This is a genomic window from Streptomyces ferrugineus (assembly GCF_015160855.1).
GTDB classification, from domain to species: Bacteria; Actinomycetota; Actinomycetes; order Streptomycetales; family Streptomycetaceae; genus Streptomyces; species Streptomyces ferrugineus.
Map to the genome: position 1 here is coordinate 2,529,920 of NZ_CP063373.1, position 20,848 is coordinate 2,550,767.

At 70.3% G+C, this 20,848-nt stretch carries 17 protein-coding genes; 10 read left to right on the forward strand and 7 right to left on the reverse strand.

Features of this window, described 5'->3' with window-relative positions:
- The first annotated feature begins 497 nt into the window (after positions 1 to 497).
- The 6 genes from IM697_RS11515 to IM697_RS11540 all read left to right on the forward strand — a co-directional run bounded on the left by IM697_RS11515 (position 498) and on the right by IM697_RS11540 (position 6,241).
- Entirely contained in the window at positions 498 to 1,679 is a 1,182-nt protein-coding gene (locus IM697_RS11515; RefSeq protein WP_194047226.1) for a TraR/DksA family transcriptional regulator, read from the forward strand.
- Between the two features lie 71 nt (positions 1,680 to 1,750).
- Positions 1,751 to 2,329 carry a signal peptidase II gene (gene lspA / locus IM697_RS11520; RefSeq protein WP_194047228.1) on the forward strand — a complete coding sequence of 193 codons (579 nt, stop codon included), beginning with the start codon at positions 1,751 to 1,753 and terminating at the stop codon, positions 2,327 to 2,329.
- Between the two features lie 51 nt (positions 2,330 to 2,380).
- Positions 2,381 to 3,325: an RluA family pseudouridine synthase gene (locus tag IM697_RS11525; RefSeq protein WP_194047230.1), complete on the forward strand. Its 945-nt coding sequence runs from the start codon at positions 2,381 to 2,383 to the stop codon at positions 3,323 to 3,325.
- On the forward strand, positions 3,322 to 3,789 hold the full coding sequence (locus tag IM697_RS11530) for a GNAT family N-acetyltransferase (RefSeq protein WP_194047231.1): 468 nt from the start codon (positions 3,322 to 3,324) through the stop codon (positions 3,787 to 3,789). Before IM697_RS11525 ends, IM697_RS11530 begins: the two co-directional genes overlap by 4 nt.
- A gap of 86 nt (positions 3,790 to 3,875) precedes the next feature.
- Complete coding sequence (locus IM697_RS11535) at positions 3,876 to 5,462, forward strand: Na+/H+ antiporter (protein ID WP_194047232.1); 1,587 nt, start codon at positions 3,876 to 3,878, stop codon at positions 5,460 to 5,462.
- A gap of 38 nt (positions 5,463 to 5,500) precedes the next feature.
- Positions 5,501 to 6,241 carry an SDR family NAD(P)-dependent oxidoreductase gene (locus IM697_RS11540; protein WP_194047233.1) on the forward strand — a complete coding sequence of 247 codons (741 nt, stop codon included), beginning with the start codon at positions 5,501 to 5,503 and terminating at the stop codon, positions 6,239 to 6,241.
- Between the two features lie 15 nt (positions 6,242 to 6,256).
- Here IM697_RS11540 and IM697_RS11545 read toward each other — a convergent pair whose 3' ends face one another.
- Complete coding sequence (locus tag IM697_RS11545; RefSeq protein WP_194047234.1) at positions 6,257 to 7,378, reverse strand: mechanosensitive ion channel family protein; 1,122 nt, start codon at positions 7,376 to 7,378, stop codon at positions 6,257 to 6,259.
- A gap of 95 nt (positions 7,379 to 7,473) precedes the next feature.
- Between IM697_RS11545 and IM697_RS11550 the strand changes: the two genes are divergently transcribed.
- A complete protein-coding gene (locus IM697_RS11550) occupies positions 7,474 to 8,043 on the forward strand; it encodes a dienelactone hydrolase family protein (protein WP_194047235.1) in 570 nt (189 codons plus the stop codon).
- A gap of 19 nt (positions 8,044 to 8,062) precedes the next feature.
- On the opposite strand, the gene IM697_RS11555 is transcribed toward IM697_RS11550, so the two are convergent.
- The 5 genes from IM697_RS11555 to IM697_RS11575 all read right to left on the reverse strand — a co-directional run bounded on the left by IM697_RS11555 (position 8,063) and on the right by IM697_RS11575 (position 14,136).
- The gene (locus IM697_RS11555; protein ID WP_194047236.1) at positions 8,063 to 9,055 is read right to left on the reverse strand and encodes a zinc metalloprotease; all 993 of its coding nucleotides are present in this window, start codon (positions 9,053 to 9,055) and stop codon (positions 8,063 to 8,065) included.
- A gap of 319 nt (positions 9,056 to 9,374) precedes the next feature.
- Entirely contained in the window at positions 9,375 to 11,036 is a 1,662-nt protein-coding gene (locus IM697_RS11560; RefSeq protein WP_194047237.1) for an alkaline phosphatase D family protein, read from the reverse strand.
- Between the two features lie 91 nt (positions 11,037 to 11,127).
- Positions 11,128 to 11,967: a thioredoxin domain-containing protein gene (locus tag IM697_RS11565; protein WP_194047238.1), complete on the reverse strand. Its 840-nt coding sequence runs from the start codon at positions 11,965 to 11,967 to the stop codon at positions 11,128 to 11,130.
- A gap of 76 nt (positions 11,968 to 12,043) precedes the next feature.
- On the reverse strand, positions 12,044 to 12,742 hold the full coding sequence (locus IM697_RS11570) for a hypothetical protein (protein ID WP_194047240.1): 699 nt from the start codon (positions 12,740 to 12,742) through the stop codon (positions 12,044 to 12,046).
- 68 nt (positions 12,743 to 12,810) lie between these two features.
- Positions 12,811 to 14,136 (reverse strand): DUF2252 domain-containing protein, encoded by a 1,326-nt coding sequence (locus IM697_RS11575; protein WP_194047242.1) that lies wholly within the window; start codon positions 14,134 to 14,136, stop codon positions 12,811 to 12,813.
- Between the two features lie 201 nt (positions 14,137 to 14,337).
- Here IM697_RS11575 and dnaE point away from each other — a divergent pair, with 201 nt between their 5' ends.
- Positions 14,338 to 17,877 (forward strand): DNA polymerase III subunit alpha, encoded by a 3,540-nt coding sequence (dnaE, locus tag IM697_RS11580; RefSeq protein WP_194047244.1) that lies wholly within the window; start codon positions 14,338 to 14,340, stop codon positions 17,875 to 17,877.
- A gap of 103 nt (positions 17,878 to 17,980) precedes the next feature.
- Here the strand turns inward: dnaE and IM697_RS11585 are convergent, their stop codons facing one another.
- Complete coding sequence (locus tag IM697_RS11585; protein ID WP_093907043.1) at positions 17,981 to 18,145, reverse strand: hypothetical protein; 165 nt, start codon at positions 18,143 to 18,145, stop codon at positions 17,981 to 17,983.
- Between the two features lie 245 nt (positions 18,146 to 18,390).
- Here IM697_RS11585 and IM697_RS11590 point away from each other — a divergent pair, with 245 nt between their 5' ends.
- Complete coding sequence (locus IM697_RS11590; protein WP_194047246.1) at positions 18,391 to 19,611, forward strand: NYN domain-containing protein; 1,221 nt, start codon at positions 18,391 to 18,393, stop codon at positions 19,609 to 19,611.
- A gap of 211 nt (positions 19,612 to 19,822) precedes the next feature.
- Complete coding sequence (locus IM697_RS11595; RefSeq protein WP_194049676.1) at positions 19,823 to 20,797, forward strand: ABC transporter ATP-binding protein; 975 nt, start codon at positions 19,823 to 19,825, stop codon at positions 20,795 to 20,797.
- The last annotated feature ends 51 nt before the right edge of the window (positions 20,798 to 20,848 follow it).

The window sequence follows — 20,848 nt, forward strand, 5'->3', positions numbered from 1 at the left end:
CTCCTTGGCCCTCCGACGCGGGGTGTGCGTCGGCGAGCCCCCTCATTGGGGTCGCGATACCGGTTCTACTGGCCTTGCGAAGGCTTTCTTCCGGCGGCTCCGGGGTGATCTTCACGTCGCGCTCGCCCCCGGGCTCCCACCGTCCCCGGGTCGCTCTGGGCTGCGTACGCCGCTACTCGTCCCCATCCACGCTTTTCGCTGCGCCCAGTGTACGGCGCCCCGCGGACAGCGGCCGACCGGTTTTTTCTGGGCGCGGGGGCGGGGATCGGGTTCGGACCGCGGTGACCCGAATGGTGCGGTGCCGGTGTTCGGAATCTGGGACGTCCGGCTCGGCGGCATACCCGGCGGGGAGCTGGGCACAACGGATGCAGGTCTGCCGCGCGGCATGCGCGAGGCGGGCGAATCGGGCGGTGTGCCCCGTTGCCGCGGGACTCAAGTCGATTTATCGTCCCAGCACGATTCGCGAGCAAGATCACAATATGTGAAGGGGCCGCGGCATGGTGGCGAAGAAGACCGCCGTACGGCAGTCGGCGTCGAGCAGATCCACACATGCGGATGCCTCCGGCGGTGCGGCCAAGGATGTGAGCGGGAAGAAGAGTGCGCAGGGGGGTTCTGCGGGGGCGCGGGGAAAGAAGCCGGTGAAGACGGTGCGGGGGGCCGCCGATCCGTCGGAGAAGAGGACCGGGAAGAAGGCGGCGGCGAAGAAGGCGGGAGCGAGGAAGGCGACGGAATCGGCCACCGGGACGGCCGGGAAAGCGGCGGGCGCTGTCGGGACCTCGGCTCCCAGGCCGGCCGGCGGGAAGGCGGCCGTATCGAAGACCGCGGCCAAGAAGGGCGCCACCGAAAAGGCCGGGTCCAAGAAGGCGACGGCGGCCAAGAAGGCTCCTTCGAAGAAGGCGGCCGAGGGGACGGCGGCGAAGAAGGCGCCCGCCAAGAAGGCGGTGGCGAAGAAGACGGCGTCCAAGAAGGCGGTGGCGAAGAAGACGGCAGCCAAGAAGACAGCGGCCGAGAAGCCCGCCAAGGCAGCGGCCAAGGGCAGCGCGACCAAGAAGGCCGTGGCGAAGGAAAGTGCCGCCAAGAAGAGCGCGGCCAAGCGGAGCGTGGGCGCGCAGGGTGCGGCCGGGAAAGGCGCGGTCGCGCGGAGCAGGGTCAAGAAGGTGGGCGCGGCGCAGGCCGCGGAGCAGACAGGAGCCACGACGGTGGTTGCGAAGAAGACCCCTGGCACGGCCACGGCGGCGAAGACCGCCGTTCCCAAGGCACGACTCGCCGCGGCGGTGGAGCCCGGCGAGCTCGCGGTGCGCCCCGGTGAGGACCCCTGGACCCCTGAGGAGGCCGAGGAGGCACGGGCCGAGCTGATGGCCGAGATGACGCGGCTGCGCGACGAGATCACGTCCTCCGAGCAGTCCCTCGCCGGTCTGATGCGGGACTCCGGGGACGGCGCGGGCGACGACCAGGCCGACACCGGCGCCAAGAACATCACGCGCGAGCACGAGCTGGCGCTCGCCGCCAACGCGCGCGAGATGCTCACCCAGACCGAGCGCGCCCTGGAGCGGCTCGACGCCGGCACCTACGGCCTGTGCGAGAACTGCGGCAATCCGATCGGCAAGGCCCGTATGCAGGCCTTCCCGCGCGCGACCCTGTGCGTGGAGTGCAAGCAGAAGCAGGAAAGGCGGTACTGACCGGTGGCCCCGGCGCCGGGGCTGGTGTCGTACTCTCGTCCTCAGTCAGGTACCTAGGTCGAGGGACTCACGTGGCAGAGGCGGAGCGCATCATCGGTACGCCGGATACCCCAGAGCCGGCGGGAGCCGAGCCGGAGCAGTCCGACGCGCAGGCGAAGGGCGCCCGCAAGCGGCGGATCGCCGTGCTGTTCGGGGTCGCCGCGTTCGCGTACGCCCTCGACCTGGTCAGCAAGATGATCGTGGTCGCCAAGCTGGAGCACCACCCGCCCATCGAGATCATCGGGGACTGGCTGAGGTTCGAGGCGATCCGCAATGCGGGCGCGGCCTTCGGCTTCGGCGAGGCATTCACGATCATCTTCACGGTGATCGCGGCCGTCGTGATCGTGGTGATCGCCCGGCTCGCCCGCAAGCTGTACAGCCTGCCCTGGGCGATCGCGCTCGGCCTGCTGCTCGGCGGTGCCCTCGGCAATCTCACCGACCGGATCTTCCGCTCGCCGGGCGTCTTCGAGGGCGCGGTGGTGGACTTCATCGCGCCCAAGCACTTCGCCGTGTTCAACCTCGCCGACTCGGCGATCGTGTGCGGCGGCATCCTGATCGTGCTGCTGTCGTTCAAGGGACTGGACCCCGACGGCACCGTGCACAAGGACTGAGGGACCGGGCTGGCGTACGGCGTTGTCGGACCCGTCCGGCATACTCGTCGGGTGAGCACGATTCCCGAGATCCGTACCCTGCCCGTGCCCGACGGCCTGGAGGGCGAGCGCGTCGACGCCGCCATCTCCCGCATGTTCGGCTTCTCCCGGACCAAGGCGGCGGAGCTCGCCGCGGCGGGCAAGGTGCTGGTCGACGGCACGGTGGTCGGCAAGTCCGAGCGGGTGCGCGGCGGGGCCTGGCTGGAGGTCGAGATGCCGGGCGCGCCCGCGCCGGTGCAGATCGTCGCCGAGCCCGTCGAGGGCATGGAGATCGTGCACGACGACGATGACGTGGTCGTGATCGTCAAGCCGGTCGGCGTCGCCGCGCATCCGAGCCCCGGCTGGTCCGGGCCGACGGTCATCGGCGGGCTGGCCGCCGCCGGGTACCGGATCTCGACGTCCGGGGCCGCCGAGCGCCAGGGCATCGTGCACCGGCTCGACGTGGGCACCTCCGGACTGATGGTCGTCGCCAAGTCCGAGTACGCGTACACGTCGCTCAAGCGCCAGTTCAAGGAGCGCACGGTCGACAAGCGGTACCACACGCTCGTCCAGGGGCACCCCGACCCGACCAGCGGCACCATCGACGCGCCCATCGGCCGCCACCCCAACCACGACTACAAGTGGGCGGTCACGGCCGACGGCAAGCCGTCGATCACGCACTACGACCTCATCGAGGCGTTCCGCGCGGCCTCGCTGCTCGATGTGAAGCTGGAGACCGGCCGCACCCACCAGATCCGCGTCCACATGGCCGCCCACCGGCACCCCTGCGTCGGCGACCTCACCTACGGCGCCGACCCGACGCTCGCCAAGCGGCTCCGTCTGACCCGCCAGTGGCTGCACGCGGTGCGGCTCGGCTTCGAGCACCCGGGGGACGGGCAGTGGGCCGAGTTCGAGAGCGACTACCCCGCCGACCTGCAGAAGGCCCTCGACCAGGTCCGTGCGGAGACATGGGCATGACCTCGCCGTACGTCGTGCGTGTCGCCGAGGACCCTGCCGACCGCGAGGCGTGCCTCGCGGTGCGCAAGGAGGTCTTCGTCGTCGAGCAGGGCGTCCCGCAGGAGATCGAGTACGACGCCCACGACACCGATGCCGTGCATGTGCTGGCGATCCGTGAGGACGGGGTGCCGCTGGGCACCGGGCGGCTGCTGTACGGCGAGGCGGCCGCGGCGAAGGCCGGCGGCGATCCCTCGGTGGGCTCGCTGGGACGGCTCGCCGTGCTCCGGACGGCCCGCGGCCTCGGCGTCGGGGTCGCCCTGGTGCGCGCCATCGAGGAGGCGGCACGCGCGCGTGGCCTCACCGCGGTGGACCTGCATGCGCAGACGCATGCGCTGGGGTTCTACGAGCGGCTGGGGTATGTGGCGTACGGCCCGGAGTTCCCCGACGCGGGGATGCCGCACCGGGCGATGCGGCGCGCTCTGTAGCGGGGACCCGTAAGCCCTGGTGAGAGGGCCGGCGTGGCAGGCTTGAAGCCTGCCCTGTGGATGCCGATGTCACCGGAGCGCTGACCGTGGATCAGTTGGCCCTGCTGTTCGCGCTGTTGCTCGGGGCCGTGGTCAGTGTCCCGGTGGGGGACCGGCTGGGATTGCCGGCGCCGGTGCTGATGACCCTGCTCGGGATCGCGCTCGCGCTGCTCGACTTCGTGCCGAACGTCGACGTTCCGCCGGATCTGATCCTTCCGCTGCTGTTGCCGCCACTGCTGTACGCGGCCGTACGGCGGACCTCCTGGCGCCAGTTCGCGGCGAATGTGCGGCCCATCCTGCTGCTGGCCGTGGCGCTGGTGTTCGTCACGACGATCTGCGTGGCCGCCGTCGCCCACGCCATCGTGCCGGGGCTGCCGCTCGCCGCCGCCGTGGCCCTGGGCGCGCTGGTGGCGCCGCCCGACCCGGTCGCCGCCACCGCCGTCGCCGGGCGACTCGGGCTGCCGAGGCGCCTGGTGTCCATCCTGGAGGGCGAGGGCCTCTTCAACGACGTGACGGCCATCGTGCTGTACCACGTCGCGATCGCCGCCGCCGTGAGCGGCAGCTTCACCGCGTGGGAGGCGGGACTCGATCTCGTACTCTCCGCCGTCGTCGCGCTGGTGGTCGGGCTCGCCCTCGGATGGGGCGCCGACAAGCTGATGGACCTGCTGGGCGACCCCACCCTCCAGATCGGGCTCTCGCTGCTCGTGCCGTACGCCTCCTACGTGCTGGCCGAGGAGTTCCACGGCTCCGGTGTGCTCGCCGTGCTCGTCACCGCCCTGTTCCTCGCCGAGTACGCCACCGATGCCGACGACGTGCTGACGAGGCTCGCCGGGCACACCTTCTGGGACATCGTCGACACCCTCGTCACCGGCGTCGCATTCGGGCTGATCGGGCTCGAACTGCACAACGCGGTGCGCACGGCGTCCGGGCGCTGGGCCGAGATGCTCGGCTGGGCGGCCGCGGTGGTCGGTGTCGTCGTACTGGTGCGGCTGCTGTACCTGCTGCCGGCCACCTGGCTCACCAAGCGGATGCACGCCAGGCGGGACTACGACGAGGAGGTCCCGATGAGCTGGCGGGAGACCGTCGTGATGTGGTGGTCGGGGATGCGGGGCGTGGCGTCCGTGGCCCTGGCGCTGGCCATCCCGCTGGAGACCGACTCGGGCGCGCCCTTCCCCGACCGCAACGAGATCGTGTTCATCGCGTTCGGGGTGATCATGGCGACGCTGGTGCTCCAGGGGCTGACCCTGCCGTGGCTGGTGAAGCGGCTCGGGGTGCGCACCGACAGCGCGCGCGAGAAGGAGTTCGAGAACCAGCTCGCGGTGCGCGCGGCGAAGGCGGCGAAGCGGCGGCTGAAGGAGATCGAGGCCGTCGAGGACCTGCCGGAGGAGCTGTCCGAGCAGATGCTGCGGCGGGCGTTCGAGATCGGGGTGCGGATCAGCCCGGACATGGGGGAGGAGGGGCGCAAGGAGGCCCAGCAGCAGCGGGTGCGGCGGCTCAGGCGGGTGCGGCGGATCCAGGGCGAGCTGCTCAGCGCGGCGCGCCACGAGGTGCTGGCGGCCCGCAGCGAGCCCGGGGCCGACCCGGAGGTGGTGGACCGGGTGCTGCGGCATTTGGACGTGCGCAGCCTGAAATGATCTCGCCCTCGGTGGCCGTCTCTTCGTACGATCTGATCATGGCTCGCAACGTGGTGATCAGTGGAGGCGGTACGGGGATCGGGCTCGCGGCGGCACGGCTGTTCGCGGCGGACGGGGACCGGGTGCTGCTGCTCGGCAGACGCGCCGAGGTGCTGGAGCGGGCCGATGTGCCCGGGGCCCTCACCTACGCGGCGGATCTGAGCAGGCCGCGCGGCGTGCGGGGCGTGGAGCGGTTCGTGGCGTCCGAGCTCGGCACCGTGGACGTGCTGATCCACAGCGCCGGTGGCTCCGGGTATCTGGAGCCCCAGGTGGACAGCGACGAGCCCCTGGACGTCGTCCTGCACAACTGGACCCTCAACTTCGGCCTCAACACCCTCACCGCGGCCCTGCTCACCGAGGCCCTGAAGGACCGGCTCGCCGACCCCGGTGGGCGGGTGCTGTTCCTCAGCTCCATCGCCGCCTTCCGGGGCTCCGGCAGCGGGGCGTACGCGGCGTCCAAGGCCGCGCTGCATCCGTACGCCCACGATCTGGCCCGGCAGCTCGGGCCGCGCGGGATCACCGTGAACGTGGTCGCGCCCGGGTACATCGAGGACACCGAGTTCTTCGGCGACGGGATGGACGAGGAACGGCGCGCCCGGCTGATCGCGGAGACGTCGAACGGGCGGGCCGGCACGCCGGGCGACGTCGCCGCGACCCTGCACTGGCTGGCGTCCCACGGCGCCGGGCACATCACCTCGCAGATCATCCAGGTGAACGGCGGGGCCGAGCGCGGGCACTGAGCCGGCCGGGAGCGCTCAGGGCCGCTCCGGCCGTGCCGTCGGATGATGGTCCGGCTGGTGGGTGCGGCGGGCGCCCGGGAGGCGGTCGGTGACCGGGAAGCCGGGCGGCAGGGCCGCGTCCGCCGCGTTCACGCGCGGCAGCGCGTACGGGTGCCGCTCGGCCAGCCAGCGGATCAGCTGCTCGCGCACCGTGACCCGGACCGTCCACAGATCGTCCGCGTCCTTGGCCGTGACCAGGGCCCGCACCTCCATGGTGCTCGGCGTGGAGTCGGTGACGACCAGGCCGTAGTCGCGGCCGTCCCACGCCGGGCACTCGCGCAGGACGTCGCGCAGCCGCTCGCGCATCGCCTCCAGCGGCGCCGAGTGGTCGAGGTGCAGGAAGACGGTGCCGGTCATCTGGGCGCCGCCGCGCGACCAGTTCTCGAAGGCCTTCGAGGTGAAGTACGACACCGGCATCGTGATCCGCCGCTCGTCCCACGTCCGCACGGTCAGGAACGTCAGGGTGATCTCCTCGACGGTGCCCCACTCGCCGTCCACCACGACCGTGTCCCCGATGCGCACCATGTCGCCGAAGGCGATCTGCAGCCCGGCGAACATGTTGCTCAGCGTGGACTGGGCCGCGACACCGGCGACGATGCCGAGGATGCCGGCCGAGGCCAGCAGCGAGGCACCGGCCGCGCGCATCGCGGGGAACGTCAGCAGCATCGCCGCCACGGCCACGACGCCGACGACCGCCGAGACCACGCGCATGATCAACGTCACCTGGGTGCGCACCCGCCGCACCCGGGCCGGATCGCGGTGGGCGCGGGCATAGCGGGTGTACGTGGTCTCCACGACCGCCGCCGCGATGGCGATCGTCAGCCAGGCCGCCGCCCCGATCAGCACCAGCGTGAGCACCCTGCCGACGCCGTCCTCGTGCTCCTCCAGCACTTTCGCCTGGTCGTACGACCCTCTGAGCAGGGCCGCGCACAGGACGAGCTGGTAGGGGACGCGGGCGCGGCGCAGCAGACCCCACAGCGGCGTCTCGGTGTGCCGTTGGTCGGCCTTGTGCATCAGGCGGTCGGTGGCCCATCCGATGACCAGGGTGAGCAGGACCGAGCCGCCGATCACGATCAGCGGGCGGAGTATGTTCTCCATGCCCCCGAACGTAACCAGCCGAGGGGGGTCGTGAACATGTGTGCCGATGAGGCGGTGGTCACGGCACTGTCGTACCCGGCTGGCACCATGGCCTCATGAACATCATGCTCTTTCACTCGACCCATGGCCTCAGGCCCGCGGTGCGCCAGGCCGCGGACCGGCTGCGCGCAGCCGGACACGAGGTGTGGACTCCGGACCTCTTCGAGGGACGTACGTTCGAGACGGTCGAGGAAGGCATGGAGTTCAACGAGCGGATCGGCAAGGACGAGCTGCTGAAGCGGGCCGTGCTCGCCGCCGCGCCCTACTCGGAGCGGGGGCTGGTCTACGCCGGGTTCTCGCTCGGCGCCTCCATCGCCCAGACCCTCGCGCTCGGCGACGAGAAGGCGCGCGGGCTGCTGCTTCTGCACGGCACGTCGGACATCGCGGCGGGCGCCTCGGTGGACGAGCTGCCGGTGCAGCTGCATGTCGCCGAGCCCGACCCGTTCGAGACGGACGACTGGCTGAGCGCCTGGTATCTCCAGATGGGCAGGGCGGGCGCCGACGTCGAGGTGTACCGATACGCCGGGGCGGGCCACCTCTACACCGACCCCGATCTGCCGGACTACGACGAGGAGGCCGCCGAGGCCACCTGGCGGGTGGCGCTCGGCTTCCTCGACTCGCTGTAGGGGCTCAGCGGACGGCTGCTCAGCCGGCCGCTCGGTACGCCGCCCAGTTCTGCTGCATGCGTGTCACCTGGCCCGCGGTGAACTGGTACATGCAGGCGTCGTACGTGTAGTCCATGAAGTTGTGGATCGGGTCCACGCCCTCCTTGCGGGTGCAGGTGTCGCGGCCCTCGGGACACTGGTAGGCGGCGCTCTTCTCGGCCGGGGTGTCCTCGACGTAGTCGCCCTTGCCGTTACAGCCGCCCTGGAAGGTGTGGTACAGGCCCATCCAGTGGCCGACCTCGTGCGTCGCGGTGTCGCCCTCGTCGTAGTTGGTCGCCGAGCCGCCCGGCAGTGAGGCGTCGAGGAGCATCACACCGTCCATGGACGGGCTGGACTTGTAGGAGCTGGGGAAGGTGGCCCAGCCGAGGAGGTCGTCGCCGAGGTTGGCGGTGTAGATGTTGAGCGCGTTCGCGCCGCCCTTGCGCAGGGCGGACTTCATCGCCTTCTCCTCCGCGGAGCCGTAACCGACGTTGTACCAGGCGGCGTTGTCGGTGTAGTCCGTGCCGGCCAGGGTGAACTGGTAGCCGGAGTCGGCGTTGCCGGTGCCCTGGCCGCCGAAGGCGGAGTTCAGCACGTTCAGCTGGGCGCCTATGTCGGCGGAGCTGAGCTGTCCGGTCGCGCCGTCGTGGATGACGTGGAAGTACACCGGGATGGTGGTCGAGGCGGCCGCGGCGAGACTGCGGCTGCCCGCGGCGGGCAGCTTGTCGAGTTTGGCGCGCAGTTCGGCGTCCATGGCCTGGGCCTTGGCGGCGCTGATCTCGTTCGGTTCGGCGACGGTCTCGCCGCTGTGTCCGGGGTGGGCCTCGCGGGCCGCGGAGTGGCCGGTCTCCTCGGCGCAGTCGGCGGCCGGAGCCGGGGCCGCCGCGACGGTGGTGGGTGCCGAGAGGGGAGCGAACATCAGGGTTCCGGCCACGGCTGTCGTGGCGAGAACGCGTCTGCGCGTAAAGGGGGATATCCGGGCAAGCGCACGCATGCTGACTCCTAGCTGATGCGTTGGGGAGAGGGGCACAGGGGTCTTCCTGGCCGCCGCCCGGAGATTACGTGGACATGTTCATGTCCGAAGAGAAACGATCAGGCCCAATCGATTACCCGGCAAACAGGGAGGATTGGAGTAAGTGAATGATCAACTGTCCGGAGCGCGAGATCGCGGCGTAACGGGTTCCGCCGCCCGGGCGGGTGGTGTGTCCGGATTCGGACCGCGACTCGCACCACCCGCCGTAGCGATGTGATCTCCGGTTAACGGCCCTCAAACGGGCCAGGGTTGGCCGAAAATCGACCCTCGGGCACCGTGCCTACACGGGCCTGTACGTCCGCTCGACCTTCTGGGTCCCGCTGCGCGTGCGGTAGGAACGGGCCCAGGACGCGGTCGCGTTCTGCTTCGTCTTGTCGGACAGGACGTAGTAGTCCATCTGCGCGCGATCGGCCGTGATGTCCAGGACGCCGTAGCCGTGGCGGTCGGTGTCGACCCAGTGGACGTGCCGGTTGGCGGCCCGGATGATCGGTGAGGCGAGGGCGGAGACCGTGCCCTCGGGGACCTTGACGATGTCGTCGAGGTTGTCGGAGGTGACCGAGGTGACGACGAACTCCGTGGCGGCGGAGGCGGACAGCGGGTAGGTGCCGGCGTTCACCGGCACGTCGTTGGCCCACGCCATGTGGATGTCGCCGGTCAGGAAGACGGTGTTGCGGATCGCGTTCGAACGCAGGTGGGCGAGCAACTCCCGGCGGTCGTCGGTGTAACCGTCCCACTGGTCGGGGTTGAGGGCGAGGCCCTCCTGCGGCAGGCCCAGCAGCTTCGCCAGTGGCTTGAGCAGGTCCGCGGTGAGGGAGCCGACGGCGAACGGCGAGATCATCACCGAGTTGCCGACCAGCCGCCAGGTGGTGTCGGAGGACTTCAGGCCCGCCTTCAGCCAGTCCAGTTGGGCACGGCCGGTGAGGGTGCGGTCCGGGTCGTCGACCTCGCCGTCGCCGACGGACACCTGCTGCGAGCGGAACGAGCGCAGGTCGAGCAGGGAGAGGTCGGCGAGCTTGCCGAAGCGCAGTCTGCGGTAGGTGGTGCCGGCGACGGCCGGGCGCACCGGCATCCACTCGAAGTAGGCCTGCTTGGCGGCGGCCTGGCGCGCGGCCCAGCCGCCCTCGGCACCCTCGGTGTGGTTCTCGGCGCCGCCCGACCAGGCGTCGTTGGCCATCTCGTGGTCGTCCCAGATGGCGATGACGGGCGCGGCCGCGTGCAGGGCCTGAAGGTCCGCGTCCGTCTTGTACTTGCCGTGCCGGACGCGGTAGTCGGCGAGCGTGAGGATCTCGTGGGCGGGCGCCGTCTGCCGTACGACGGTGCCGCGCGTGCCGTACTCACCGGTGCCGTACTCGTAGATGTAGTCACCGAGGTGCAGCCAGGCGTCCAGGTCCCCGCGGGCCGCGAGATGGCGGTACGACGCGAAGTAGCCGGCCTCCCAGTTGGCGCAGGAGACCACGCCGAAACGGAGGTGGGGGACGGACGCGTTCGCCGCCGGCGCCGTGCGGGTGCGCGCCACCGGGGAGTCCGTGCCGCCGGCCGAGAAGCGGAACCAGTACTCGGTGGCCGGCTCCAGGCCCCGTATGTCGGCCTTGACGGTGTGGTCGGAGGCGGCGGACGCGGTGGTCGAGCCTTTGGCGACGATGTTCGTCAGCGCCTTGTCCCGGGCGACGACCCAGCTCACCTCGGTGTCCGGACCGAGCCCGGAGCCGGGCGTGGCCTCGGCGGTCGGCGTCACCCGGGTCCACAGCAGAACGCCGTCGGGCAGCGGGTCACCGGAGGCGACGCCGTGCAGAAAGGCGGGACCCGCGTCGGCGGCCCGAGCGGGCAGCGCGGCGGCGAGCGGCCCGGCCAGCACAGCCGTCGCCGCCGCGGCCTTGACGACCGTACGGCGGCGAGGGGTAAGGGAGTTGAACTGCTCGGATGATCTGTATCGACTGGTCACAGCCGATCAGGTTACTGATCGGTATGAACAAAGGCGGGCGAACCTGTGAAAGTTCGCCCGCCTTTCATGCGAAGGTCGGCTCCGGTCGGCGTCAGCCCTTGAGGGCCGCGTCCACTGCCTTGGTGAACTCCTGCGCCGTCCACGGCTGGTTGGGCCCGGAGGTCTCCAGCTTCTTTCCGTCGATGACGAAGCTGGGCGTGCCCGTCACGCCGTCCTTGTTGGTGTCGAAGGCCTTGGACATGGCCAGCGCCCAGGCGTCGTAGGTGCCCTTCTCCACGGCGTTCTGGAACTTGGCGTTGTCCTTCAGGGCGGGGACGGTGTTCGCGACCTCGATCAGATAGTCGTCGTCCTTGAACTTGTCGTCCGTCTCCTGCGGGTGGTACTTCGCCGAGTAGAGCGCGTTCTTGTACTTGAGGAACGCCTCCGGGCTCACGTTCAGCGCGGCGCCCATGGCGCTCATCGCGTTCTTGGACCCCTCGCCGTTGGCACCGATCTTGCCGTCCTCGAGTGAATCGCCGTCGAGGAACGTGCCGCCGATGAACTGGAGCTTGTACTTGCCCTCTTCGATGTCCTTGTCGACGACCGAGCCGGCGGCCTGCTCGAAGGAGGCGCAGACGGGGCAGCGCGGGTCCTCGTACATCTTGAGGGTCTTCTTGGCGCTGTCCTTGCCGATGACGACGGTCGTGCCGTTCGTACCGGTGGTGTTGGCCGGCGCGACGACCTTGTCGTCCTTCACCGCCTCCCAGTGGCTGGGCTTGTTGGCCTGGACGACGGCGTAGCCTATGCCGCCGGCCGCCGCCAGGACGCCGACGACCGAGGCGGCGACGATGAGCTGCCGCCTGACCTTCGCCCGCTTCGCCGCCCGCTCGCGCTCCGCGCGCAGGCGCTCTCGGGCCGCCGTCTTCGCCGCCTGGCTGTTCCGCTTGCTCATGTTGGTGATCTCCGTGGGGACGCGCACACGTGGTGTGCGGAATACGTATGGGTGGGCTGTGGTGCTCAGGTGCTGTTCACACGCAGGTGAAGGCGGGCGAGCACGGCGGTCCACGCCGTCCCAGGGAATGCACGAGGAGGAGGCTGCGGGCGGCGGCCGTACGGCCGGTGGGGCGCGGCAGGCGGCGGGCCGGCGCGGTCACGGGGGCCGCCACCGCGGCGACCGCCAGCAGCAGCGGACGGAACGTGGTCGCCGCGACCGCGCGCAGCAGCTGGGCCAGGGCCCGCTCGCCGCGGCGCAGCCAGGCCGCGGCGATGAGGCCCACGCCCACGTGGGCGCCGAGCAGCAGCCAGGCGGTGACCGGGTCGACATGGGTCAGCAGGCCGCCGAGCCGGTCGGGATCGGTGCCGGTGACCTGGGCCAGCGGGGCGCCGACCTGGGTGCCCTGGCCGCACAGCACGTCCCAGCCGACCGAGGCCAGCGGGCCGGCGACCGGGCCGCCCGCCCTGCCGTAGCAGACGTGCTGACCGGTGGTGAGGATCGTGTCGGCGGCCAGCTCCAGCGGGACCAGCAGGGCGGCGATCCGCCCGAAGGTCCGCTCCCGGCCGGCCATGGCGTACGCGAGGGTGAACACGACGGCCGTCAGCAGGGCCACCGTGTTCAGCGGCAGGGGTGCCCGGGACAGCAGCACGTGCGACGCGGTGCTGAGGGTCACGACGAGTGCCGTGAACAGCGCCGCGCGTACGGCTCGTAGCTGGGTCCCGGAAATGTCCATAGCGCAGAAGAGTGTGTCACGTGGTCCCGTAAGGGACCCTTAAAGGGTGGCTGTGTGCGGCCTTTTCGTCACAGACCCGGGATCCGGCCGTTGCGGAACAGGTCCACGAAGATCTGGTGGTCGGCACGCGCGCGTGCGCCGTACTCGTGGGCGAAGTCGACCAGGAGGTCCCCGAAGCCGGACTCGTCGGACGCGATCGCCGCGTCGATGGCCCGCTCGGTGGAGAACGGCACCAGGGACTCGCCGGAGGTGTCGTCCGCCGCCGCGTGCATGGTGGCCGTGGCCCGGCCGAGGTCGGCGACGACCGACGCGATCTCCTCCGGCTCGTCGATGTCGCTCCAGTCCAGGTCCACGGCGTACGGCGAGACCTCGGCGACCAGCTGGCCCGCGCCGTCCAGCTCGGTCCAGCCCAGCCACGGGTCGGCGTGCGCCTGCAGGGCGCGCTGCGAGATCACCGTGCGGTGGCCCTCGTGCTGGAAGTAGTCGCGCAGCGCCTGGTCCGTGATGTGCCGGGAGACCGCCGGGGTCTGGGCCTGCTTGATGTAGATCACGACATCGTTCTCGAGGGCGTCGGTATGGCCCTCCAGCAGGATGTTGTACGACGGCAGCCCGGCCGACCCTATGCCGATGCCGCGGCGGCCGACCACGTCCTTCACCCGGTACGAGTCCGGTCGGGCCAGCGAGGCGTCCGGCAGCGTCTCCAGGTAGCCGTCGAAGGCCGCGAGCACCTTGTAGCGCGTGGCCGCGTCCAGCTCGATGGAGCCGCCGCCCGGGGCGAAGCGGCGCTCGAAGTCACGGATCTCCGTCATGGAGTCCAGCAGCCCGAAGCGGGTCAGCGCGCGGGCGTCGCGCAGCGCGTCCAGCAGCGGGCCCTGGGCGGTGTCCAGCGTGAACGGCGGCACCTCGTCGCTCTTGGCGCCGGTCGCCAGCGCGTGCACACGCTCGCGGTACGCGCCCGCGTAGATCCGCACCAGCTCGGTGATCTGGTCGTCGCCGAGCGCCTTCGCGTACCCGATGAGGGCGCTCGAGGCGGCGAAGCGCTTGAGGTCCCAGGTGAAGGGGCCGACGTACGCCTCGTCGAAGTCGTTGACATTGAAGGTCAGCCGCCCGTTGGCGTCCATATAGGTGCCGAAGTTCTCCGCGTGCAGGTCGCCGTGGATCCACACGCGCGAGGTGCGCTCGTCCAGGTACGGCCCGCCGCGCCTCTCCGCGTCCAGGTCGTGGTAGAAGAGGCATGCCGTGCCGCGGTAGAACGCGAAGGCCGAGGCCGCCATCTTCCGGAACTTCACCCGGAACGCGGTCGGATCGGCGGCCAGGAGCTCGCCGAAGGCGGTGTCGAAGACGGCGAGGATCTCGTCGCCGCGCTGCTCGCCGTTGAGCTGGGGGACCGACATCGCTGGGTGCCTCCTGGTGCATGTGTACGACAGCGTTTCTGTCGTCTTCAACGGGCGGGCCCGCGCGAAAGTGCCCGCGGCCCTCGCTGTGAAGGTACGCGGGGGAGCCCCGCGAGTGTCAGTGGCGAGGCATAGACTTCGACGCTGTCCCCAGAAGTGTCCGTCCGCCTGTCACCCAGCGTTTTCCATGGAGGCCAAGCCGTGTCAAAGCCGCCGTTCACGCACCTGCACGTCCACACCCAGTACTCGCTGCTGGACGGTGCCGCGCGGCTGAAGGACATGTTCAACGCGTGCAACGAGATGGGCATGACGCACATCGCCATGTCCGACCACGGCAACCTCCACGGGGCGTACGACTTCTTCCACTCCGCGAAGAAGGCCGGAGTCACCCCGATCATCGGGATCGAGGCATATGTCGCCCCCGAGTCCCGGCGCAACAAGCGAAAGATCCAGTGGGGCCAGCCGCACCAGAAGCGGGACGACGTCTCCGGCTCCGGTGGTTACACCCACAAGACGATGTGGGCCGTGAACAAGACGGGCCTGCACAACATCTTCCGGCTCTCCTCCGACGCCTACGCCGAGGGCTGGCTGCAGAAGTGGCCCCGGATGGACAAGGAGACCATCTCGCAGTGGTCCGAGGGGATCGTCGCCTCCACCGGCTGCCCGTCGGGTGAGGTGCAGACCCGGTTGCGGCTCGGTCAGTTCGACGAGGCGCTCAAAGCGGCCGCCGACTATCAGGACATCTTCGGCAAGGACCGCTACTTCCTGGAGCTGATGGACCACGGCATCGACATCGAGCACCGGGTCCGCGACGGCCTGCTGGAGGTCGGCAAGAAGCTCGGCATCCCCCCGCTGGTCACCAACGACTCGCACTACACGTACGCGCACGAGGCGACCGCCCACGACGCCCTGCTGTGCATCCAGACCGGCAAGAACCTCTCCGACCCCGACCGCTTCAAGTTCGACGGCACCGGCTACTACCTGAAGTCCACCGACGAGATGTACGCCATCGACTCCTCGGACGCCTGGCAGGAGGGCTGCGCCAACACGCTCCTCGTCGCCGAGATGGTCGACACCACCGGCATGTTCGAGAAGCGCGACCTGATGCCCAAGTTCGACATCCCCGAGGGCTACACCGAGGTCACCTGGTTCAAGGAGGAAGTCCGCCGCGGCATGGAGCGCCGCTTCCCCGGCGGCGTCCCCGAGGACCGCCAGCGGCAGGCCGAGTACGAGATGGACGTCATCATCTCGATGGGCTTCCCCGGCTACTTCCTCGTGGTCGCCGACTTCATCATGTGGGCCAAGAACAACGGCATCGCGGTCGGCCCCGGACGAGGCTCCGCGGCCGGCTCGATCGTCGCCTACGCCATGGGCATCACCGACCTCGACCCCATCCCGCACGGCCTGATCTTCGAGCGGTTCCTCAACCCCGAGCGCATCTCGATGCCCGATGTCGACATCGACTTCGACGAGCGCCGGCGCGTCGAGGTGATCCGGTACGTGACGGAGAAGTACGGCGCCGACAAGGTCGCCATGATCGGCACCTACGGCACCATCAAGGCCAAGAACGCGATCAAGGACTCCGCGCGCGTGCTGGGCTACCCGTACGCCATGGGCGACCGCATCACCAAGGCCATGCCCGCCGACGTCCTCGGCAAGGGCATCCCGCTCTCCGGCATCACCGACCCGCAGCACCCGCGCTACAGCGAGGCCGGCGAGGTCCGCGGGATGTACGAGAACGAGCCGGACGTGAAGAAGGTCATCGACACCGCACGCGGCGTGGAGGGCCTGGTCCGGCAGATGGGCGTGCACGCCGCCGGCGTGATCATGTCCAGCGAGACCATCACCGAGCACGTACCGGTCTGGGTCCGGCACACCGACGGCGTGACCATCACACAGTGGGACTACCCGAGCTGTGAGTCGCTCGGCCTGCTGAAGATGGACTTCCTCGGCCTGCGCAACCTGACGATCATGGACGACGCCGTCAAGATGGTGAAGTCCAACAAGGGCATCGACATCGACCTGCTGTCGCTGCCGCTGGACGACCCCACGACCTTCGAACTGCTCCAGCGCGGCGACACCCTCGGCGTCTTCCAGTTCGACGGCGGCCCCATGCGCTCCCTGCTGCGCCTGATGAAGCCGGACAACTTCGAAGACATCTCCGCCGTCTCGGCCCTGTACCGCCCGGGCCCGATGGGCATGAACTCGCACACCAACTACGCCCTGCGCAAGAACGGCCAGCAGGAGATCACGCCGATCCACAAGGAGCTCGAAGAGCCCCTCAAGGAGGTCCTGGACGTCACCTACGGCCTGATCGTCTACCAGGAGCAGGTGCAGAAGGCCGCCCAGATCATCGCGGGCTACTCGCTCGGCGAGGCCGACATCCTCCGGCGCGTCATGGGCAAGAAGAAGCCCGAGGAACTGGAGAAGAACTTCGTCATCTTCCAGGGCGGCGCCCGCAAGAACGGCTACAGCGACGAGGCCATCCAGGCCCTGTGGGACGTGCTGGTCCCGTTCGCCGGCTACGCGTTCAACAAGGCGCACTCGGCCGCGTACGGCCTGGTGTCGTACTGGACCGCCTTCCTCAAGGCCAACCACCCCGCCGAGTACATGGCCGCCCTGCTGACGTCCGTCAAGGACGACAAGGACAAGTCGGCGATCTACCTCAACGAGTGCCGCCGCATGGGCATCCGGGTACTCCCGCCGAACGTCAACGAGTCGGTGCACAACTTCGCCGCCCAGGGCGACGACGTGATCCTCTTCGGCCTCGAGGCCGTACGCAACGTCGGCACCAACGTGGTGGAGTCGATCATCAAGAGCCGCAAGGCCAAGGGCAAGTACGCCTCCTTCCCCGACTACCTCGACAAGGTCGACGCGACCGCGTGCAACAAGCGCACCACGGAGTCGCTGATCAAGGCGGGCGCCTTCGACAGCCTGGGCCACACCCGCAAGGGCCTCACCGCGCACTTCGAGCCGATGATCGACAACGTGGTCGCGGTCAAGCGCAAGGAGGCCGAGGGCCAGTTCGACCTCTTCGGCGGGATGGGCGAGGAGGAGAGCGACGAGCCCGGCTTCGGACTGGACGTGCAGTTCACCGACGAGGAGTGGGAGAAGACCTATCTGCTCGCCCAGGAGCGGGAGATGCTCGGTCTGTACGTCTCCGACCACCCGCTCTTCGGCCTGGAGCACGTGCTGTCCGACAAGGCCGACGCGGGCATCGCCCAGCTCACCGGAGGCGAGCACGCGGACGGTGCGGTCGTCACCATCGGCGGCATCATCTCGGGCCTGCAGCGCAAGATGACCAAGCAGGGCAACGCCTGGGCCATCGCCACCGTGGAGGACCTCGCCGGTTCCATCGAGTGCATGTTCTTCCCGGCGACCTACCAGCTCGTGTCGACCCAACTCGTCGAGGACGCCGTCGTGTTCGTCAAGGGCCGCCTCGACAAGCGCGAGGACGTGCCCCGGCTGGTCGCGATGGAGCTCCAGGTCCCCGACCTGTCGAACGCCGGCACCAACGCGCCCGTGATCCTCACCATCCCGGCCACCAGGGTCACCCCGCCGATGGTCAGCCGCCTCGGTGAGATCCTCAGCCACCACCGGGGCGAGAGCGAGGTCCGCATCAAGCTCCAGGGCCCGACCAAGACGACGGTGCTACGGCTGGACCGGCACCGTGTGAAGCCCGACCCGGCGCTGTTCGGCGACCTGAAGGTGCTGCTCGGTCCGTCCTGCCTGGCCGGCTGAACCGGGCGCGGCATCCGCCGACGCAACGCGCGAGAGGGGCGCGTCCCGTGTGGGACGCGCCCCTGTCCTGTGCCTGGGTCTCAAACAACCCGTTATGCAGATGTCAGTTGTGACCGAAGCGCTTCTGCCGGCCCTTGCGGGCCATGTCGCCCGGGGTCACCTGCGTGGCGCGCTGCTCGGCCTGCGTCTCCATCGAGGACTGCTGGGCCTGCTGCTGACCACGCTCGGACTGCGGCTGCTTTCGGTCCTGTTTCTTGTTCTTGGCCATGGTGGTGCCTCCTGTGGGGGATCTAGGGGCCAGGGCCGGGACCAGATTCACATAGGCTTATAAAGAACGCATTTCGGATAATTACCGTGTGTAACAGCGGTTGTCGGGGCGTGAGGCATGGCGCGCCGCGGACCTGATGCCCCGAAACGCCACGCCGAAGATCGAGTTCGGCCCGTTAACACCAGCGTGGTCGGGCAGACTCGAAGGAAGCCCGAAGCAAACCTCCCGGGAAGAGGGTGAGTCGCGTGGACCGCTGCATCGTCCTGGTGGACGCCGGGTATCTGCTGGGGGCCGCCGCCAGCCTGCTCGCCGGGGAACCCTCCCGGTCCCGGATCACCGTCGACCATGCCGCCCTCATCCAGGGGCTGCGCGAACGCGCCGAGTCCGACACCCAGCAGCCCCTGCTGCGTATCTACTGGTTCGACGGCGCCCCCGACCGCGTCCCCCAGCCCGAGCACCGCAGGCTGCGCGTGATGCCCCGGGTCACCGTCCGGCTCGGCGCCCTGACCCGCAGCGACGGCCGCTGGGCGCAGAAGGGCGTGGACGCCGCGATGCACGCCGAGCTGACCGAACTGGCCCGCAACCGCGCCTGCTCCGACGTGGTGCTGGTGACCGGGGACGGCGATCTGCTGCCGGGCATGATGGCCGCCAAGGAGCACGGCGTCGCCGTACACCTGTGGGCCGTGCAGGCCGCCGACGGTGACTACAACCAGTCCGAGGACCTGGTCGCCGAGGCCGACGAACGGCGCGTGCTGGACCGTACCTGGATCACCAAGGCCGTACGCGCCAAGGAGCTCACCGGGGTGTGCGCGCCGCCGCCCGCGCCCCGGCCCGAGATCGCCGCGATCCTGTCCGCGCCGCTGCCCGACTCCGCGCTCGGCGCGGCGGCCGAGCGGCCGACCGAGGAGGGCGAGCGCGCACCGGCGGCCGCCGCCTCGGAGAACGGCACGCAGGAGCGGATCCCGGCACCCAAGGGCGTGCCCACGCCGAAGGACCTCGCCGCCCTGCGCCCGCCCGGCGTCCAGCCGGCCCAGCATCCGACGAGCGCCACGCTGCGCTGGTCCTCCGACAAGGGATGGGTCGACCGGCCCGGCGTCGCGGCCGAGCCGCCCGAGGCCTCCTCCATGCCGACGCTCGCCCAGCTCACCACCGCCGAGCAGCGGTGGGCCGACCGGGAGGAGGACATCACCACGGTCGGCGGCGATCCCTACGAGGTGGGACAGGTCTTCGCCCGACGGTGGATGGGGCGGCTGGGCGACCAGGGACATCTGCAGCGGCTGTCCGGGATGTACCCGCGGATTCCGCATCGGATCGACGGGGAGCTGCTCCGGTACGCGGCGCGGTTCGGGCTGCTCGCGCACAAGGACGATCAGATCGACGAGCACGACCGGTACGCGATCCGGGCCGGGTTCTGGCGGGAGATCGATGTGCGGACCGCGGCCGAACACGCTCCGGCGAGTGAGTGACCCGGGCCGCGACGACCTCGGTGGCGCCGGGCCGCACGGTTGCGGTTGAGCGCCGTTGCGGCCGATTTGTGGGGACCGGCGGATGTACGTCGGCGAACCGGCGGTTTGTGGCGAGTGGCCGACCCGAGGGCGGATCGGGCGTGCGGACCCCGTAGTCTCGTCCCTTGTGAGTACGCGCGTGGGACAGGCACTTCGGCACAGTGGTGATGTCGTGTGCGCCGTGCGCGGGCTGACCAAGACCTATCCGGCCGTACGAGGGCGGCGCGGGGCGCCCGGCACCCCCGAGGTGCGGGCCACCGACGACGTACGGCTGGACATCCGGCGCGGCGAGATCTTCGGGCTGCTCGGCCCGAACGGCGCCGGCAAGACCACCCTGGTACGACAGCTCACCGGACTGATGCGGCCCGACACGGGGAGCGTCGAGATCCTCGGCCACGACATCGTGCGCCACCCCGAGCGGGCCGCCCGCATCCTCGCCTACCTGGGGCAGGAGTCGACCGCCCTCGACGAGCTGACCGTGTCGCTGGCCGCCGAGACGACCGGGCGGCTGCGCGGCCTCGACGTGCGCCGGGCGCGGGACGAGCGGGACGCCGTACTCGACGAGCTGGGGCTCGCACCGCTCGCCGCGCGGCCGCTGCGGAAGCTGTCCGGCGGGCAGCGCCGGCTGGCCTGCTTCGCCGCCGCGCTGGTGGGGGAGCGGCCCCTGCTGGTGCTGGACGAGCCGACCACCGGGATGGACCCCGTGGCGCGGCGGGCCGTGTGGTCGGCCGTGGACCGGCGGCGGGCCGAGCACGGGACGACCGTGCTGCTCGTCACCCACAACGTCATCGAGGCCGAGACCGTGCTCGACCGGGTCGCGGTGCTCGACCGGGGCCGTGTGATCGCCTGCGACACGCCGTCCGGGCTCAAGGAACGGGTCGCCGGCGAGGTACGGGTCGAACTGCTGTGGCGGGACCGGGCGCCCCTGGAGGTTCCCGAGGTCGCCGCGCTGCAGGACCGGGTCGTGGAGTCCGGGCGCCGCTGGACGCTGCGGCTCGCCCCCGAGGAGGCCCGCGCGGTCGTCGCCACCGTCACCGGCGGGGCCGCCTTCGCCGCGCTGGACGACTTCACGCTCGCCACGCCGAGCCTGGAGGACGTGTATCTGGCGCTGGGCGGGGCCGCACAGCAAGGGCTGGTGAAAGCGTGAGCACACGGACCGTCGCAGCCGTATCCGTAGGCGTACGGAGCAGGGCCACCT

Coding starts and splice junctions, on each gene's coding strand:
- IM697_RS11515 (WP_194047226.1), top strand. CDS start 498: ATGGTGGCGAAGAAGACCGCCGTACGGCAGTCGGCGTCGAGCAGATCC.
- IM697_RS11530 (WP_194047231.1), top strand. CDS start 3,322: ATGACCTCGCCGTACGTCGTGCGTGTCGCCGAGGACCCTGCCGACCGC.
- IM697_RS11540 (WP_194047233.1), top strand. CDS start 5,501: ATGGCTCGCAACGTGGTGATCAGTGGAGGCGGTACGGGGATCGGGCTC.
- IM697_RS11545 (WP_194047234.1), bottom strand. CDS start 7,378: ATGGAGAACATACTCCGCCCGCTGATCGTGATCGGCGGCTCGGTCCTG.
- IM697_RS11550 (WP_194047235.1), top strand. CDS start 7,474: ATGAACATCATGCTCTTTCACTCGACCCATGGCCTCAGGCCCGCGGTG.
- IM697_RS11555 (WP_194047236.1), bottom strand. CDS start 9,055: ATGCGTGCGCTTGCCCGGATATCCCCCTTTACGCGCAGACGCGTTCTC.
- IM697_RS11565 (WP_194047238.1), bottom strand. CDS start 11,967: ATGAGCAAGCGGAACAGCCAGGCGGCGAAGACGGCGGCCCGAGAGCGC.
- IM697_RS11570 (WP_194047240.1), bottom strand. CDS start 12,742: ATGGACATTTCCGGGACCCAGCTACGAGCCGTACGCGCGGCGCTGTTC.
- IM697_RS11575 (WP_194047242.1), bottom strand. CDS start 14,136: ATGTCGGTCCCCCAGCTCAACGGCGAGCAGCGCGGCGACGAGATCCTC.
- IM697_RS11585 (WP_093907043.1), bottom strand. CDS start 18,145: ATGGCCAAGAACAAGAAACAGGACCGAAAGCAGCCGCAGTCCGAGCGT.